Genomic DNA, 16299 nt, shown 5'->3' with positions numbered 1-16299 from the left:
CTTGATCGCGTTCAGGTTCCTGGTCGCAAGCCGCATAAGTATTTCCCTGGCGGCTTGCCCCGTATATCAAACGGATCAATTGCCGCCCGAAGTCGTCAATTGATCAAGGCCTTGCCGCTCGTTTTCCGAATAGTTCGGCTCATCCGCCGGCGCGGAGGCGGCATCTCCGCTTGTCCTCTCGCCACGGTTTCGTATCCGCTCGAGGATTGCCTTCTCGGGGTCTTCGGGAAGCGCGGCAATGAGCCGGTTTCCGATGCTGTCCATCAGCGGTTTGGACTTCGCCCTCGCGATCCACTGCGGCTGGGTCTCCTGCGGCACGAACCAGTTGAAGAACAACATTGCCACGACGACGAGAAGCAAGCCGCGAACGGCACCAAAGACGAAGCCAAGCGTACGGTCCAATGCTCCGATCCGGCTGTCCAGCACGAAATCGGAAATTCGCATGGTGATATAGCTCACGATGATCAGCGTGACCAGAAATACTGCCGCCACAGATACGCCGAGTGCCACATATTCCTGCGAGACGTATTGCTTCACCAGGGGAAGAACCTGCCCGTATAGCAGATAGGCTGCCACGGCGGCCGCCACCCATGATGCGATCGACAGGACTTCGCGTACGAAGCCGCGGATCATGGCCAGAACCGCCGACAAAAGCATGATCACGAGAAGGATTCCGTCGAGAAGCGTGATTGGCATTGCTCGGTTCAGCCCCTGATCCTCGCCGCCGTGGGCGTTTGTCGGTCCAGATTGCCGCGTGGACCCGTCGCGGATGTCCTTCAGTCCTGCGCTTCGCTGCTCCGGCCCGCAGCGATACGGGCAACCATGTCGCCAAGCTCCGCCAAGCCTGTGATCGACGGCATGTCCTTCAAACCGTCCTTCAGATTTGCCTGCGGCGCAAGTGCGCTTGAGAAGCCGAGTTTCTGCGCTTCCTTCAGCCTTGATTGCGCCTGCGAGACGGGCCTGACCGCACCCGACAGGCTGACTTCGCCGAAATAGACGCAATCGGGAGGAAGGGCAACCCCGCTAAGGCTGGATACGAGTGCCGCGGCAACCGCCAGATCCGCCGCCGGCTCGTTGATCCGAAGGCCGCCGGCCACATTCAGGTAGACGTCGTGCTGTGTGAATTTCACCCCGCATCGCGCCTCAAGGACGGCCAGGATCATGGACAGACGCGCGCTGTCCCAGCCGATAACCGCCCGACGCGGCGTGCCGAGCGGCGAGGGCGCGACGAGCGCCTGGATTTCGATCAGGAGGGGGCGAGTGCCCTCGAGGCCCGCGAAAACCGACGCGCCCGGGCTTGAGGAGTTGCGCTCGCCCAAAAAAAGCGCGGAGGGGTTGGCGACCTGCTTCAGCCCGTTGTCGGTCATCTCGAAGACGCCGATCTCGTCCGTTGCGCCAAAGCGGTTCTTGACCGACCGCAAGATGCGGTACTGATGCGCACCGTCGCCTTCGAAATAAAGAACGGCGTCGACCATATGCTCCACCACGCGCGGCCCTGCGATCTGGCCGTCCTTCGTCACATGGCCGACCATGACGACGGTTGCCCCGCTCGTCTTGGCGTATCTGACAAGGGCTTGCGCCGAAGCGCGGACCTGGGTGACCGTGCCGGGTGGCGAATCGGCAAGTTCCGTCCACAGCGTCTGGATGGAATCGATAATGACGAGTGCCGGCGGCGGGCCGGATTTCAGCGTTGCGAGTATATCTTCGACGGAGGTTTCAGCCGCAAGGCCGACATCCGCGTCGGTGAGGCCGAGACGTTCGGCACGAAGGCGCACCTGATCGACCGCCTCTTCGCCGGAAATATAGACGGTCTTGTGGCCGAGGCGTGCGATCTGGGCCGCCGCCTGGATCAGAAGCGTCGATTTGCCGATGCCCGGATCGCCGCCGACGAGAAGCGCGGAACCGCGCACGAAACCACCACCGGTTACCCGGTCGAGTTCGGCGACCTTCGTGCTGATCCGCGGAGCTTCCTTGTTTTCTCCGGTAAGGCCGACGAGCGGAACGACACGCCCTTTTCGTGCCAGCGCCTGACGCGGGGCGGCTCCCACGCCGCCGGTTTGTTCCTCGACGATGGAGTTCCATTCGCCGCAGGATTCGCAGCGTCCGGCCCATTTTCCCGTAACCGCGCCGCAGTTCTGGCAGACGAAGGAGGATGCGCGCCGCGCCATCAGGTTTGCACTCCCGCGGGAGCGTCGATGTATTCCCGCCCGAATCGGCGGCCAAGCGCAGTCAGGAATTCATAGCCGATGGTGCCGGCGCGCTCGGCCGTTCTGTCGATCGGCATGTTCGGCCCGAAGACTTCGATCATCGTTCCGGGTGTCAGTTCGCTTTCCGGCACGTGGCTGACGTCCACCACCGTCTGATCCATGGAGACACGCCCCACAACCGGCAAGTCCTTGCCGGATAGATGAAAATTCGCGCCCTCCCGCTCGTCCGTGCCGCCTGCGCGGCGCAGGAAACCGTCTGCGTAGCCGATCGCGACAAGGCCGGCGCGCATGTCCTGCGGGGCCGTGAAGCGGGCGCCGTAGCCAATCGTTTCGCCTTGTCTGAGCGTGCGGACCATGAGCAGGCGTGCTTCCACAGTGACGACGGTTTCAAGCGGAGTATCGGCGGTTATGCCCGCCTTCGCGCCGTATAGCGCGATTCCCGGGCGGGTGAGATCGAAATGATAGTCCGGCCCGATCATTATGCCGCCGGAATTGGCGAGGGAATGCCGTGCACCGGGGAAAAGTCTGGAAACATGCTCGAACCTGTCGCGCTGGCGGGCGTTCATCGGATGGCCCGGATCATCCGCGCAAGCCAGATGCGACATGACGAGGTCTGGCGAAAAAGGCGCATAATTTCCGATAGTTGCGGCGAGGTTCTCGGCTTCGGAAATTGACAGGCCAAGCCGGTTTATCCCGGTGCAGACGTGCAATCCGGCAGGCAGAATAAGGTCCGAATGACGGAGGAAATCCGCCCATTCCTCGACCTGCGGAAGCGAACCGAGGATGGGGCGAAGGCCGTTTTCCGCGTAAGCGCCGGCAGCACCCGGGTAAAGCCCGTTCAGAATATATATCCCCGCCCCGGGGAGGATGGCGCGAAGCTCAAGGCCCTCATCCGGCGTGGCGACGAAAAACGTCCTTGCGCCAGCGGCATATAGCGCCTCCGCAGCCGGTTTTATGCCTATACCATAAGCATTTGCCTTGACCACGGCACCGCATTCCGACGTAACGGAATGACGCCCGGAAAGCGCGCGCCAATTGCGGGCGAGGGCGCCAAGGTCAATGGTTATCCGGCCGTTCGAAAGTGGGTTCAATGCTCGCACCGGTGCTGAGGCGCTAGAATGCGCCGAATCGGTTTCCGCCTTCACCCTAGACCACCGAATTACGTCACGAAAACGATCCGCGAGGAAATATCCAGAAAGGGATTTTTCAATTCCAGGCGGGGCGAAAAAGGTTCCTGAGTTAGTCGTGGCGGTCGGGCAGGCGGTCCGTATCGGCAAGATCGGAGAATCGGGTGTATTCGCCCTGGAAGTGCAGGTCGACGGTGCCGGTCGGACCGTGACGCTGCTTGGCGATGATCACCTCGGCCCGGTTCTTCACCCGCTCGATTTTTTCCTGCCACTTGAAGAATTCCTCGGTGCCTTCCTCCGGCATGGTTTTTCCGAGGTAGTATTCCTCACGGTAGATGAAAAGAACCACGTCGGCGTCCTGCTCGATGGAGCCGGATTCGCGAAGGTCGGAGAGGATGGGGCGCTTGTCGTCGCGCGATTCAACCTGACGCGAAAGCTGCGACAGGGCGATGATCGGCACGTTCAGCTCCTTGGCGAGCGCCTTGAGCCCCGTCGTGATCTCGGTGATTTCCTGAACGCGGTTACCCTGGCTTTTGCCGGATCCCGTCAGAAGCTGGATATAGTCGACGATCAGAAGGTCGAGGCCGCGCTGGCGCTTGAGCCTTCTTGCGCGTGCGACGAGCTGGGCGATCGAGATGCCGCCCGTCTGGTCGACGTGGAGCGGCACCGTTTGCATGTTCTGGGAGGCGGCGACGAGCATTTCGAACTCCGCCTCGTTAAGGTCGCCGCGCCGGATCTTGGAGGAGGAAATTTCCGTTTGCTCGGAAATGATACGCGTCGCCAGCTGCTCCGCCGACATTTCCAGCGAGAAGAAACCGACCACCCCGCCGTTGACGGTCTTCAGGGTGCCGTCGGGCTGCTCCTCCGCCATATAGGCTTCGGCGATGTTATAGGCGATGTTGGTGGCGAGCGACGTCTTGCCCATGGCCGGGCGGGCGGCGAGCACCACAAGGTCGGACGGCTGGAGCCCGCCCATCTTTTCGTCAAGATCCCGCAGACCTGTGGATATCCCCGAAAGCTTGCCCTGGCGCTGGAAAGCGGCGGCCGCCATTTCGATCGTCTGCGTCAGCGCTTCGCCGAAACCGACGAAGCCCGTGTTCTCGCGCCCTTGTTCGGCCAGTTCGAAGAGCCTGCGCTCCGCATCGTCGATCTGCTGGCCGGGCGGCATGTCGATCGGCGCATCGAAGGCGATGTTGACCATGTCCTCGCCGATGCGGATCAGGTTCCGGCGAATGGCGAGGTCGTAGATCGCGCGGCCGTAATCCTCCGCGTTGATGATCGAGGTGGCATCGGCGGCAAGGCGCAGGAGATATTGCGCCGGCGCCAGGTCCGCGATCTTGGCATCGGCGGAAAAGAAGGTTTTCAGCGTGATGGGAGAGGCGATCTTGCCCGCCCGGATAAGCTGGGCGATCTTCTCGTAGATATCGCGATGCGGCTCGACATAAAAATGCCCCGCCTCGAGGAAATCGGATACGCGGTAGTAGGTCTCGTTGTTGACGAGGATCGCACCGAGAAGCTGCCGCTCGGCTTCCGCGTTGTGCGGAGCGACCCGCATCAGTTCAGCCGGCTCTACCTTTTGAAGCTGCCCATTCATCTCTGCCCCCGCACTGCCCACACTTGGTTACCCTGCGAAAGGCTTCGGGGGAAGGAGAATGAGGCTGGAGCGCCGCGGATTCTTTCCTGTGGGGATCAACGGGGATAACTCAGACAACCCGTTGACCGTGGCGCAGCGGCCCGCAGCTGCCGAAAAAACACAAAAAACGGCGCCAAAATGGCGCCGTTCTCCACAATCGATCATCCACGAAGGGATAAGGCTCAGGCGTTTTCCTCGCCTTCGGCCTCTTCGCCGGCGGCCTCGGCTTCGCCCTCGGCAACTTCGCCTTCAGCGCCTTCGCCCTCTTCTTCTTCCTCTTCGAACTCGAAGACGTCGACATCGCGCTGGGTGAGGTCCTCACCGCGGGCCTGACGCTCCGCCTCGTCGTTCGAACGGGCGACGTTGACCGTGACCGTGACCTCGACCTCAGGATGGAGAAGGATCTCGACCGCGTGCAGGCCGATGGTCTTGATCGGGCGGTTGAGGCGCACCTGATCGCGGCCGATGGAGAAACCGCCCTCAGTCAGAACGTCGGCGATGTCGCGCGTCGAAACCGAACCATAGAGCTGGCCGGTCTCGCCGGCGGAACGGATCGCCACGAAGCGCTCGTTGTCGAGCTTGGCGGCAACACCTTCGGCTTCCGTCTTGCGCTCGAGGTTGCGGGCCTCAAGCTGGGCACGCTCGGCCTCGAAGCGGGCAAGGTTGCCCTTGTTGGCGCGAAGCGCCTTTTCCTGCGGCAGCAGGTAGTTGCGCGCATAGCCGTCGCGAACCTTCACGACGTCGCCCATCTGGCCGAGCTTGGCGATACGCTCCAGAAGAATGACTTCCATGATAGTCTCCTTGACCGTCTGTCCCGCGTCTCCTTGTCGAAACGAGAGCGGTTAGGGGCAGGTGGTTGGTCCCGAATGCCCCAGCCGGGAGGCCCGGACGTTCCGGGCCGGATCGGGCAGCGGCGCGCGCTGCCCTCAAATTTTCCGCGTCTTACTTGATCACGAAGGGAAGCAGGCCGAGGAAGCGCGCGCGCTTGATGGCGCGGGCCAGCTCACGCTGCTTCTTCGCCGAAACCGCGGTGATGCGGCTCGGGACGATCTTGCCGCGCTCGGAGATGTAGCGCTGGAGCAGACGGATGTCCTTGTAGTCGATCTTCGGCGCGTTGGCACCCGAGAACGGGCACGTCTTGCGGCGGCGGAAGAACGGACGGCGGGTGGGAAGCTGTGCAATATCGACCATCGTTCGCTCTCCTTATTCTGCGTCGCCACGGCGCGGACCACGGCCGCCACCGCCGCCGCGCTCACCACGATCACCGCGGTCGTCGCGGTCGCGGCGCCGGCGATCATCGCGATCGCGCTTCTGCATCATTGCGGAGGGCTCTTCCTCGTGTTCCTTGACCTTGATGGTCATGAAACGAAGGATATCCTCGTTCAGGCCCATCTGGCGCTCCATCTCGGCGATGGCTGCCGGCTCGGCCGTCAGGTTCATCAGCGTGTAGTGCGCCTTGCGGTTCTTCTTGATGCGGTAGGTGAGGGTGCGAAGGCCCCAGGTCTCGACCTTGCCGACGGAACCGCCGTTTTCCTCGATCAGTGCCTTGTACTGCTCCGTCAGAGCCTCGACCTGCTGCGGCGAGACGTCCTGACGAGCAAGGAACACATGCTCGTAGAGAGTCATGATGTTTTGCCTTTCTTTATACGCTTCAAACGTGGAACCTGGCGCTAAGCCTCTTCGAGCCGCCGGAAAGGCGAACGAAGCAACTTCGAGAGCGGAGACACGGGAAGTCGGACCCTCCTTCAGATCCTGTCACGCCTTTCTTGTGAAAAGGCGCGACCTTCCGTTCAGCCCCCGGCCAAAGTCCCGGATGAAGCGGGGCTTATACCTGAGTTGCGAGGAAACGCAAGCGCGGTGAAGGGGAAACGGGAAATTCCGGGCATGGGGCTGGGGGTAAATGTCGGGTGTGGTAACCGGTACGGGATGGTGGATGTGAGGATTGGGATGCACCCGACCGTCATTGTTAAAATGTTAGTTTGCTTGATGGCGAGCGAATCACCCGGTGAAAATTATGCATAAATCGCGCCTCAAATAATTTTTTTGTTGTACGGGGGTAAGGGATGGACGCTTTTGTAGCTATCATTTCTATAATTATGGGCTGTTTACTATCTTTATTTGGATCTACTTCATCATTAGAGCCGTTGCATTACGGTTACTCGATTGAGCTAACTGTAGAAGCCGATGGAAAGGTTTATTCCGGGCGCGCAACATATGATTGTCATTTTGAAGGGCGCGTTGAACAACAAGGCATTTCCTGGGCTCACAACTTGTTGCGATACAAGGGAGAAGGAGATGCTCTCGCGGTCCGCCTTGCCGATGATCGAGTAATACTCGTTGACTTCAAGTTGGGTAAAGGCTTTTGCACTTTGAACGACGATGGCCTTTTTTGGGGTTGGCGAGGTGTAAAGGATCTCGGAGTGTCGGGCGATCATGATCGCGGGTTCGAGATCGTGAGGAAAGGATACATAGACAGGGAAGACCTGGAAGAAGCCAAGAGCATCGTCGAGAAAGCGTATGACGAAGAAAAAACGGTAGATCTTTTAACTTTCGAGAGACTGCCATTTTCATTCTGGCTGTTTGATAATGCCGATGACCCTTCAACGATGCGGGGTATTGATCCGCGTGTGCCTAATCGAGCCCTTGGTGAGGATGTCCGGCTCAAGAGCCTCATTATGCGGCCTAGCCGTGACGGTGCACAAAGTAAGCTGGCTGATACCTTTCCTTGGGCAGTTAAAGACACTTCTGAAAGCTTCTTTGCGTCCCATCGTTGGCTTGCATGGATTGTAGTCGGTGATATTGCGAAGTTCCCTGTGGGGGCGGACTATCCAGGGTTGCCAGGGCAACGAATAGACGGTGAAGCACGGTTCAAAGACGTGTCGGAGGCCTTTGGGAGTGGGGCCGGATTAACCTCTGCGTCAAATCGCGCCCGAATTGCTAAAGAAAGGGAAAGGTTCGTTGTTTCGAGGATCGACATTTCGGGAAATAAGGTTGAGTTGCGCTGGCACTCTCCGAGTGAACTTCAACATCCTTGGGGTGATCGGGACTACGTCCTTTTGGACAATTTAGCACTCGAAGAAAAATCAGGTGGCACTGCAAGATGGTCGCTGTGGAATCCGGAATTCTGTGTGAGCGATGACGCCTGTTTTCGGCTCGAAACAGATACTTACGGGGATGGTTATCCTTTTAGCTGGAATGGGGCAGCCAGCACATCGTTCCACGCCATAGGACGTGGAGGCGGGCGCGGATCCGTCATCTATGTTCTGGATAGCGAAACAGATATTGTCTATGCCATCAGGCTGGATAATTTAGGGGGAAAATTCCCTTATATTTCGACGCGTTACTGGCAAAGATAATTGCGCATATCTTTCCCCGTTAAGGCTGATGGGGGCGTGTCTGAGCGCCCAATGTCATCCACGATCCGAAAAGATTAGGCAACAAATTCATGTCTCGCAGCGCCAGGAGTATTGGTCTCTTGCAGCGACTCATAGCTTCAATTGATGTCAATTATATCTGCTGAGATCAAGGCCAGGCGCATCCTCTCAGTTCGTCATGCGCGGGCTTGACCCGCGCACCCATACAACCGCCGAGTGTTTCTCCTGCGCCCTATGGGTCGCCGGGTCTGGGCCTCCCCGATCAGGCCGGGGACAGGCGGCGATGACGAAGGAGAGGGCACGGCGTGTGGCGTGACGTTAGGACACGGTGTGTGGAGGGAGGTGCCCGCCTCCGCGGGCATGACAGGAGTGGTGCGGCGACATCGGGCATGAGCGTCGCATCTCCTGTTTCGGATACACCGCATTGTTACCCCGAGATCATTTCCGGGGCATGACAGTTGCGTGACTGGCCAGCGTGGCGGCGGTTTGATGTTTTCATGAACGACGCCCGGCGTTATTCCGCGCCTTGAAACGACTCCGGTTCCACGCAAAGCGCTGCCGGCAGAGGTAAGCCCGTCATGAAACTGATCGGCCGATCATCTTCGATCAACGTGCGCAAGGTGTTGTGGACCTGCGCCGAACTGGCGCTTGATCCGCTGCGCGAGGAGGAGGGCGACACTTCATCCGCGAGGGGAGCCCCGGATGTTCTCGCGCTCAACGTCAAAGGGTTGGTTCCGGTGCTGGTCGACGGCAATCTGGTGTTGAGCGAGTCCAATACGATTTGCCGGTATCTCGCGGCCCGGGAAAGGCGGTTCGACCTTCTGCCTGAAGCGCCCGCCGCCCGCGCGGTTGTGGAAAGCTGGATGGACTGGCAGGCGAGCGACCTGAACGCCGCCTGGCGCGGTGTTTTCATGGGACGGGTGCGGCGGCATCCGGATTTCGCCGATCCCGCATTGCAGGAAAGAAGCATACGCGACTGGACGGCGCAAATGCGCGTTCTCGAGGCCCAATTGGTCGCCACCGGCGCCTATGTTGCCGGTGCCTTCTTCACGCTGGCCGATATCGTGCTTGCCCTTTCCACCAACCGATGGGAGCGGACGCCGATGGAACATGCCGATCTGCCCGCCGTTGCGGCGTGGATGGAGCGCCTGTCTTCCCGTCCGGGTTTTGTGAAATACTGCCGCGACGGAATTGCGTAAGGGTTCGGCGAGGCACATCGCCAAAAGAACTGCGGTGTTCCCCGTGGCGACGGCAGTCTGGTGGCCCATGCGCGTTTGCGCGCCTGATCGTCTTTATTGACATCAATCGGCCAACCACCGGCATCATACGGCCGATAATCGGGCATAAATTGCGCCCCGACCCTTGACAGGCACGCCTTAGCCCGTGTTCTTGCGCTCGATCGAATGACGCACGTGCGGGCTTGGATTCTGCGGCGTGCGGGAAAATTGAGGCCGGGGCCGAAATGAGCATCGCATTCACCTTTCCGGGGCAGGGCAGCCAGAGCGTGGGCATGGGCAAGGAGCTTGCCGATGCCTATTCGCAAGCGCGCGAAGTCTTCGAGGAAGTCGATACAGCGCTTGGCGAACCCTTGAGCAAGATCATGTGGGAAGGGCCCGCCGAAACGCTGACGCTGACCGCAAACGCCCAGCCGGCGCTGATGGCGGTGAGCCTTGCCACCATGCGCGTGCTTGAAGCGAAGGGGCTGGACCTGAAGGCGAGCGTTGCCTTCGTCGCCGGACATTCGCTCGGCGAATATTCGGCCCTTGCGGCTGCCGGCAGCCTGAGCATATCCGACGCCGCACGCCTGCTGCGCATTCGCGGAAGCTCCATGCAGCAGGCGGTGCCCGTTGGCGAAGGGGCGATGGCCGCGCTTCTCGGCCTCGATTTCGAGGCGGCAAAGGCTGTCGCGCAAGAGGCGGCGCAAGGCGAGGTCTGCCAGGCGGCGAACGACAATGCGCCGGGGCAGGTGGTCGTCTCCGGCCACAAGGCGGCTGTGGAACGCGCCGTGGAAATCGCCAAGGGCAAGGGCGCACGCCGCGCGGTGCTCCTGCCCGTCAGCGCGCCGTTCCATTGCACGCTTATGGCGCCTGCCGCCGACGTGATGGCCGATGCACTCTCCAACGTGGATATCAAGACACCAGCCGTGCCGCTGGTCGCCAACGTGCTGGCGAGCGCAATATCGGACCCGGGCGAGATTCGCCGCCGCCTGATCGAGCAGGTGACGGGCACGGTGCGCTGGCGCGAATCCGTGGAATATCTTGCGAGCCAGGGCGTCGACACCTTCTGCGAGATCGGCACGGGCAAGGTGCTGACCGGCATGGTCAAGCGCATCGCCAAGGAGGCCGAGGGAATTGCGGTCAACACGGGCGCGGATATCGACGCGCTGATGGAACGCATTTCCGGTTGAAATTCAAGACACAGGGGAACGCCCAGATGTTCGACTTGACGGGAAAGACCGCGCTGGTGACCGGTGCGACGGGCGGCATCGGTGAGGGTATAGCCCGTGCGCTGCACGAACGCGGCGCGACGGTGACGCTATCGGGAACGCGGGCCGAAAAGCTGGAGGCGCTCGCCGCCGACCTTGGCGAGCGCGTGCACATCCGCGCGGCCAACCTTTCCGACCGCGAGGCGGTGGACGCACTGGTGCCGGCGGCCGAAGGGGCGATGGGCGGGCTCGACATCCTGGTCAATAACGCAGGAATTACCCGCGACAACATCTTCATGCGCATGAAGGACGAGGAGTGGGACCAGGTGATGGAAGTGGACCTCACCTCCGCCTTCCGCCTTACGCGCGCGGCGATCAAGGGCATGATGCGCCGCCGCTACGGGCGCATCATCGGCATTACCTCCGTTGTGGGCGTGACCGGCAACCCCGGCCAGGCGAACTACGCGGCGGCGAAGGCGGGCATGATCGGCATGACGAAATCGATCGCGCGCGAGGTGGCGAGCCGAAACATCACGGCCAACGCGATCGCGCCCGGCTTCATCGAAACGGCGATGACGGATGCGCTGAACGACAAGCAGCGGGAATCGATTCTCCAGAGCGTTCCGGCCGCCCGTCTCGGCACCACTCTGGACATTGCCGCCGCAGCTGTATATCTCGCCAGCGAAGAGGCCGGTTACGTGACCGGCCAGACGCTTCATATCAACGGCGGTATGGCCATGATATGATTGAAGGAATTGCCTTTGGGGCGTCGCGCTGCGGTTGCGGTTCCGTTGCGTGCCCCTCTGGCTGGTCAAGCCCCGTAAAGTGTGTTACCAACCCGCCGGCCGATTGACATGTTCATGAATGGACTGCAAACGGCTCGAATCCGCGCCGACGACGAATTCAAAGTTTTCGGGGAATGGAACGGTTCGGGCTGGTGTGGCGACGCCGGTGTTTTTATGATCCCGGTCGGTCGCAGCGCACGGGGCGTCTTGAGTTCGAGCACCGCGAAGTTATCGAGGAACTAGAAAATGAGCGATATCGCAGATCGTGTTAAGAAGATCGTTGTCGAGCACCTGGGCGTCGACACCGACAAGGTGAAGGACAACGCAAGCTTCATCGACGACCTTGGCGCAGACAGCCTCGACACCGTCGAGCTGGTCATGGCGTTCGAGGAAGAATTCGGTGTGGAAATTCCGGATGATGCCGCCGAGACGATCCTGACTGTCGGCGATGCCGTGCAGTTCCTCGAAAAGAACGCCGGTTGAGCGAAGTGCTTGAAACGGACGGTTTTTAGCCTACCGTCCGTTTCGCATTTTAACGGCGTATGAAGACGGGATTGTGATGAGGCGAGTTGTCGTAACGGGAATTGGAATGGTCACGCCGCTCGGCTGCGGTGTGGAGCCCACCTGGAAACGCATTCTGAACGGCGAAAGCGGCGCAGGCCGTGTCGAGACCTTCAAGGTCGACGATATACCCTGTCAGATTGCATGCCAGATACCGCGCGGCGACGGTTCGAACGGGTCGTTCAATCCGGACGACTGGATGGACCCGAAGGAACAGCGCAAGGTCGACGATTTCATCATCTACGCCATGGCGGCCGCCGATCAGGCGCTTGCCGACGCGGACTGGAAGCCGCAAGACTACGAGGACCAGATCCGCTCCGGCGTGCTGGTCGGCTCCGGCATCGGCGGGCTCGAAGGCATTGAAAAGGCGTCGCTTCTTTTGGCCGAAAAAGGCCCACGGCGCATCAGTCCCTTCTTCATTCCCGGACGGCTTATCAACCTCGCCGGCGGATACATCTCTATCCGCCACGGGTTGCGCGGCCCGAATCACGCTGTCGTGACGGCCTGTTCCACCGGAGCGCACGCCATCGGCGACGCATCACGGCTTATCGCGCTCGGCGATGCGGACGTGATGGTGGCCGGCGGCACGGAATCTCCGATCACACGCCTTTCTCTTGCCGGCTTTGCCGCCTGCCGGGCGCTGTCCACCAGCTATAACGACACGCCCACCAAGGCATCACGCCCCTATGACGAGGGCCGCGACGGCTTCGTGATGGGCGAGGGGGCGGGCGTCGTCGTGCTCGAGGAATACGAGCATGCTCGCGCACGCGGTGCGAAGATCTATGGCGAAGTGATCGGCTACGGCCTTTCGGGCGATGCCTATCATATCACCGCACCGACGCCGGATGGCGACGGCGCCTATCGCTGCATGGAAGCCGCGCTGAAGCGCGCCGGCGTGATGGCTGGCGAGGTGGACTACGTCAATGCGCATGGCACCTCCACGCCGCTTGGCGACGAAATCGAGCTGGGCGCCATCCAGCGGCTTGCCGGAAACGATGCCGCAAGCATCACCATGTCTTCCACGAAGTCCTCCACCGGCCACCTGCTTGGCGCGGCCGGGGCCATAGAGGCGATCTTCTCGTTGCTTGCCATGCGGGACGGCGTCGCACCGCCGACCATCAACCTCGAGAATCCGTCGGTGGAGACCGAAATCGACCTGGTTCCCAACAAGGCCAAGCCGATGGAAATCAACGTCGCCCTGTCGAACTCCTTCGGCTTCGGCGGAACGAACGCATCGCTGGTTTTCCGCAAGGTGGCAGCGTAACGTCCGTTCCCCGCTTTGGCCATATTCAGGCCGTTGCTTTTCCTCAAAACGCAACGGCCGGTAAAATATAGACAAGGCAGATCGGGTGGCGAACAACATGAGTGACAACGGCAAGTCCGATAACGGCCTGTCGCAAGGCGCGGAAGACGCAGGGGAATTCCGCGTCAACCCAAAGAGCCCGCGCGAGGCGATCCAGCCCGAACCGGCCCCACAGCCGCCCGTACGCTCAAGACACGTGCGAAACCCCGTTGTCATATTCATAAATTTCCTGCTGACGGTCGCCGTTCTTGGCGTCATTGCGGTCGGTGTCGCGCTTTACTGGGGCAAGGCGGAGTTCGACAAAAAAGGCCCGCTTGACGAACGCAAGACGGTTATCATCGCCTCCGGATCCGGGCTCAACTCCATCGCCGCCACGCTTGAAGCCAATGGTGTGATCGACGACGAGACGGTCTTCAAGGCCGGTGTGTGGGTTTACAAGAACGCGGGCAAGCTCAAGGCCGGCGAATACGCATTCGCGCCCGGTGTTTCCATGCAGGAGGTCATGCAAGACCTCGTCGAGGGCAAGGCGGTCTATCATGCCGTGACCTTCCCCGAAGGCTGGACAAGCGCCCAGATCGTGGAACGGCTGCGCAACGACCCGATCCTGGTGGGGGAACTGGAGGATATCCCGCCGGAAGGCTCGCTTCTGCCAGATACCTACAGCTTCACGCGGGGGACGACGCGCCAGCAGATCGTGAACCAGATGAAGCGGGCACAGGACAAGGCTCTGACCGAAATCTGGGCGCGGCGCAGTGACGACCTGCCGATCGAAAGCCCGGAGGAACTGGTGATCCTCGCATCGATCGTGGAAAAGGAAACCGCAAGGGCGGATGAGCGCCCGCGTGTGGCGGGCGTCTTCGTGAACAGGCTCAACCGCGGGATGCGTCTGCAATCGGACCCGACCATTCTCTATGGCCTACACGGAGGGGAAGCCTGGAAGGAGGATCGCTCTGCGATAAAGCAATCCGAGCTCAAGACCGATAACCCTTATAATACGTATCAGATCGCCGGATTGCCGCCGGGCCCGATCGGAAATCCCGGTCGCGCGGCGATGGAGGCCGTCGCTGCACCCTCGCGCACCAAGGACCTCTATTTCGTAGCTGACGGCAGCGGCGGGCATGCTTTTGCAGAAACCTACGAGCAGCACCAGCGCAATGTGCGACGCTGGCGTGAAGTGGAGCGCGAGAAGCGCGCGCAGGAAGCCGAAGAAGCTGAAAATGGCGGCGATAACGGCGCGAGCCAATGAGACGGATTTTGCGAGCCAGCCGCTGGAGTGTGCATAGATGACATTGGCCAGTATGACTGGATTTGCCAGGTCGGAAGGGACGCGGGGGGCCGTCCGCTGGACCTGGGAGCTGCGTTCGGTGAACGGCAAGGGGCTCGACATCCGTATGCGGCTGCCGACCGGCCTGGAGGACATTGAAGCCTCCTTGCGCGAGGCTGCCGCCAAGGTGCTGAAACGCGGCAATGTGACGATCGGCCTCAGCTTGCAGCGTGAACAGGGCAATGCGGTTCTGCAAGTCAACGAGGCGGCGCTGGAAGCCGTGCTGAACGCCGTGCATGTGCTGCACCGGCGCCTGCCGGACGCCGCGCCCGTATCGCTTGACGGGATCCTTTCGCACAAGGGCGTTCTGGAACTGAAGGAACCCGAGGATGACGAGGCTGAGGGGGCTGCCTTGCGGGTAGACCTTGGCGAAAGCTTCCAAAAGGCGCTTGCGGACCTGGATGCCATGCGCCGTTCGGAAGGAAAGGCGATTTGCGATCTTTTGCTGTCGCAGCTCAGTTCCATCGAAACGCTGACGAAACGGGCGGAGGACCATCCGGCGCGAACGCCGCAGGCCATTCGCGAACGCATGCGCGCACAGGTGGAAATGCTGCTGGAGGCGAGCGATGCCTTCGACGCCGCCCGGTTGCACCAGGAAGCGGCCTTGCTTGCCACACGCGCCGACATCCGCGAGGAAATCGACCGTCTCTACGCCCACGTCGCGGCTGCCCGCGATCTTATCGAAAAGGGAAGCCCGTCGGGACGGCGCCTTGACTTTCTGGCGCAGGAGTTCAACCGCGAGACGAACACGCTCTGTTCCAAGTCGAACGACACGGAAATTACGGCCATAGGACTGGAAATGAAGGCCGTCATCGACCAGATGCGCGAGCAGATACAGAATGTGGAGTGAGAGTATGAGCGAAGCGCCCAATGGCACAGTCGTCACCGCGGACGAAGCGGAAGCGAGCCGCCGCGGGCTCATGCTTGTGCTTTCCTCACCCTCGGGTGCCGGCAAATCGACAATCGCACGCCAGCTTCTGGAGCAGGAGAAACCGCGGATCGACCTGTCGGTCTCCGTGACGACCCGCCCGCGGCGCACCAGCGAGATCGATGGCGTCCACTATCATTTCATCTCGCAGGAACGATTCCAGCACATGCGCGAGCGCGACGAGCTGCTGGAGTGGGCCGAGGTGCACGGCAATTTCTACGGCACGCCACGCGATCCGGTTGAAAAGGCGCTGGAAAGCGGGCGGGACGTGCTCTTCGATATCGATATCCAGGGCACCTTCCAGCTTTACGAAAAGATGCGCTCCGACGTCGTCTCGATTTTCATTCTGCCGCCTTCCATCGCGGAAATGAAATCGCGCCTGCACCGCCGTGCGGAGGACGACGGAGAGGTGATCCTGCGCCGGCTTGAGACGGCTGTGGGAGAAATGCGCCACTGGAAGGACTACGACTACGTGATCGTCAATGAGGATCTGGAGCGCGCTTTCAAGGGTGCGCGTGCGATCCTCCAGGCGGAACGCCTGCGCCGGGTGCGTTCTCCCGCCATCGGTCCCTTCATCGAAGGCATGGTGAAGGATCTGGAGCGGGAATTGGGGAAGTAGCCCGGCAGTGGAC

16 protein-coding genes are annotated in these 16299 nt (G+C 61.0%); 9 read left to right on the top strand and 7 right to left on the bottom strand.

Translation table 11 applies throughout. The annotated features are described in order from the left end of the window. Positions 1 to 75: 75 nt before the first annotated feature. The 7 genes from HPQ64_RS14795 to rpsF form a co-directional block, all read right to left on the bottom strand. Entirely contained in the window at positions 76 to 696 is a 621-nt protein-coding gene (locus HPQ64_RS14795; protein ID WP_172889278.1) for a CvpA family protein, read from the bottom strand. An 80-nt stretch (positions 697 to 776) separates the two neighbouring features. Continuing rightward, positions 777 to 2168 carry a DNA repair protein RadA gene (gene radA / locus HPQ64_RS14790; protein ID WP_172889277.1) on the bottom strand — a complete coding sequence of 464 codons (1392 nt, stop codon included), beginning with the start codon at positions 2166 to 2168 and terminating at the stop codon, positions 777 to 779. Beyond that, a complete protein-coding gene (gene alr / locus HPQ64_RS14785) occupies positions 2168 to 3298 on the bottom strand; it encodes an alanine racemase (RefSeq protein WP_210260284.1) in 1131 nt (376 codons plus the stop codon). Before alr ends, radA begins: the two co-directional genes overlap by 1 nt. Before the next feature lie 148 nt (positions 3299 to 3446). Next, positions 3447 to 4928, bottom strand: coding sequence for a replicative DNA helicase (locus HPQ64_RS14780; RefSeq protein ID WP_172889276.1), 1482 nt, complete (start codon positions 4926 to 4928; stop codon positions 3447 to 3449). Positions 4929 to 5149: 221 nt separating this feature from the next. Next, positions 5150 to 5758, bottom strand: coding sequence for a 50S ribosomal protein L9 (rplI, locus tag HPQ64_RS14775; RefSeq protein ID WP_172889275.1), 609 nt, complete (start codon positions 5756 to 5758; stop codon positions 5150 to 5152). Between the two features lie 151 nt (positions 5759 to 5909). After that, a complete protein-coding gene (gene rpsR / locus HPQ64_RS14770) occupies positions 5910 to 6158 on the bottom strand; it encodes a 30S ribosomal protein S18 (RefSeq protein WP_029057383.1) in 249 nt (82 codons plus the stop codon). 12 nt (positions 6159 to 6170) lie between these two features. Continuing rightward, positions 6171 to 6593: a 30S ribosomal protein S6 gene (gene rpsF / locus HPQ64_RS14765; protein ID WP_172889274.1), complete on the bottom strand. Its 423-nt coding sequence runs from the start codon at positions 6591 to 6593 to the stop codon at positions 6171 to 6173. Between the two features lie 437 nt (positions 6594 to 7030). Here rpsF and HPQ64_RS14760 point away from each other — a divergent pair, with 437 nt between their 5' ends. The 9 genes from HPQ64_RS14760 to gmk all read left to right on the top strand — a co-directional run bounded on the left by HPQ64_RS14760 (position 7031) and on the right by gmk (position 16286). Then, a complete protein-coding gene (locus tag HPQ64_RS14760) occupies positions 7031 to 8323 on the top strand; it encodes a hypothetical protein (RefSeq protein WP_172889273.1) in 1293 nt (430 codons plus the stop codon). Between the two features lie 596 nt (positions 8324 to 8919). After that, positions 8920 to 9540, top strand: a complete 621-nt coding sequence (locus HPQ64_RS14755; protein ID WP_172889272.1) for a glutathione S-transferase family protein — start codon at positions 8920 to 8922, stop codon at positions 9538 to 9540. 263 nt (positions 9541 to 9803) lie between these two features. Then, positions 9804 to 10748: an ACP S-malonyltransferase gene (gene fabD, locus HPQ64_RS14750; protein WP_172889271.1), complete on the top strand. Its 945-nt coding sequence runs from the start codon at positions 9804 to 9806 to the stop codon at positions 10746 to 10748. 26 nt (positions 10749 to 10774) lie between these two features. Next, entirely contained in the window at positions 10775 to 11512 is a 738-nt protein-coding gene (gene fabG, locus HPQ64_RS14745) for a 3-oxoacyl-[acyl-carrier-protein] reductase (protein WP_172889270.1), read from the top strand. 285 nt (positions 11513 to 11797) lie between these two features. After that, complete coding sequence (locus HPQ64_RS14740; RefSeq protein ID WP_160774673.1) at positions 11798 to 12034, top strand: acyl carrier protein; 237 nt, start codon at positions 11798 to 11800, stop codon at positions 12032 to 12034. A gap of 76 nt (positions 12035 to 12110) precedes the next feature. Further along, positions 12111 to 13376: a beta-ketoacyl-ACP synthase II gene (gene fabF / locus HPQ64_RS14735; protein WP_172889269.1), complete on the top strand. Its 1266-nt coding sequence runs from the start codon at positions 12111 to 12113 to the stop codon at positions 13374 to 13376. Positions 13377 to 13473: 97 nt separating this feature from the next. After that, positions 13474 to 14661 carry an endolytic transglycosylase MltG gene (gene mltG / locus HPQ64_RS14730; protein ID WP_172889268.1) on the top strand — a complete coding sequence of 396 codons (1188 nt, stop codon included), beginning with the start codon at positions 13474 to 13476 and terminating at the stop codon, positions 14659 to 14661. Between the two features lie 37 nt (positions 14662 to 14698). Beyond that, complete coding sequence (locus HPQ64_RS14725) at positions 14699 to 15589, top strand: YicC/YloC family endoribonuclease (RefSeq protein ID WP_172889267.1); 891 nt, start codon at positions 14699 to 14701, stop codon at positions 15587 to 15589. A 4-nt stretch (positions 15590 to 15593) separates the two neighbouring features. Beyond that, complete coding sequence (gene gmk / locus HPQ64_RS14720; protein ID WP_172889266.1) at positions 15594 to 16286, top strand: guanylate kinase; 693 nt, start codon at positions 15594 to 15596, stop codon at positions 16284 to 16286. Positions 16287 to 16299: the final 13 nt, after the last annotated feature.

The organism is Hongsoonwoonella zoysiae, assembly GCF_013266695.1.
GTDB classification, from domain to species: domain Bacteria; phylum Pseudomonadota; class Alphaproteobacteria; order Rhizobiales; family Stappiaceae; genus Hongsoonwoonella; species Hongsoonwoonella zoysiae.
This window is presented reverse-complemented; position numbering and strand designations above follow the sequence as displayed.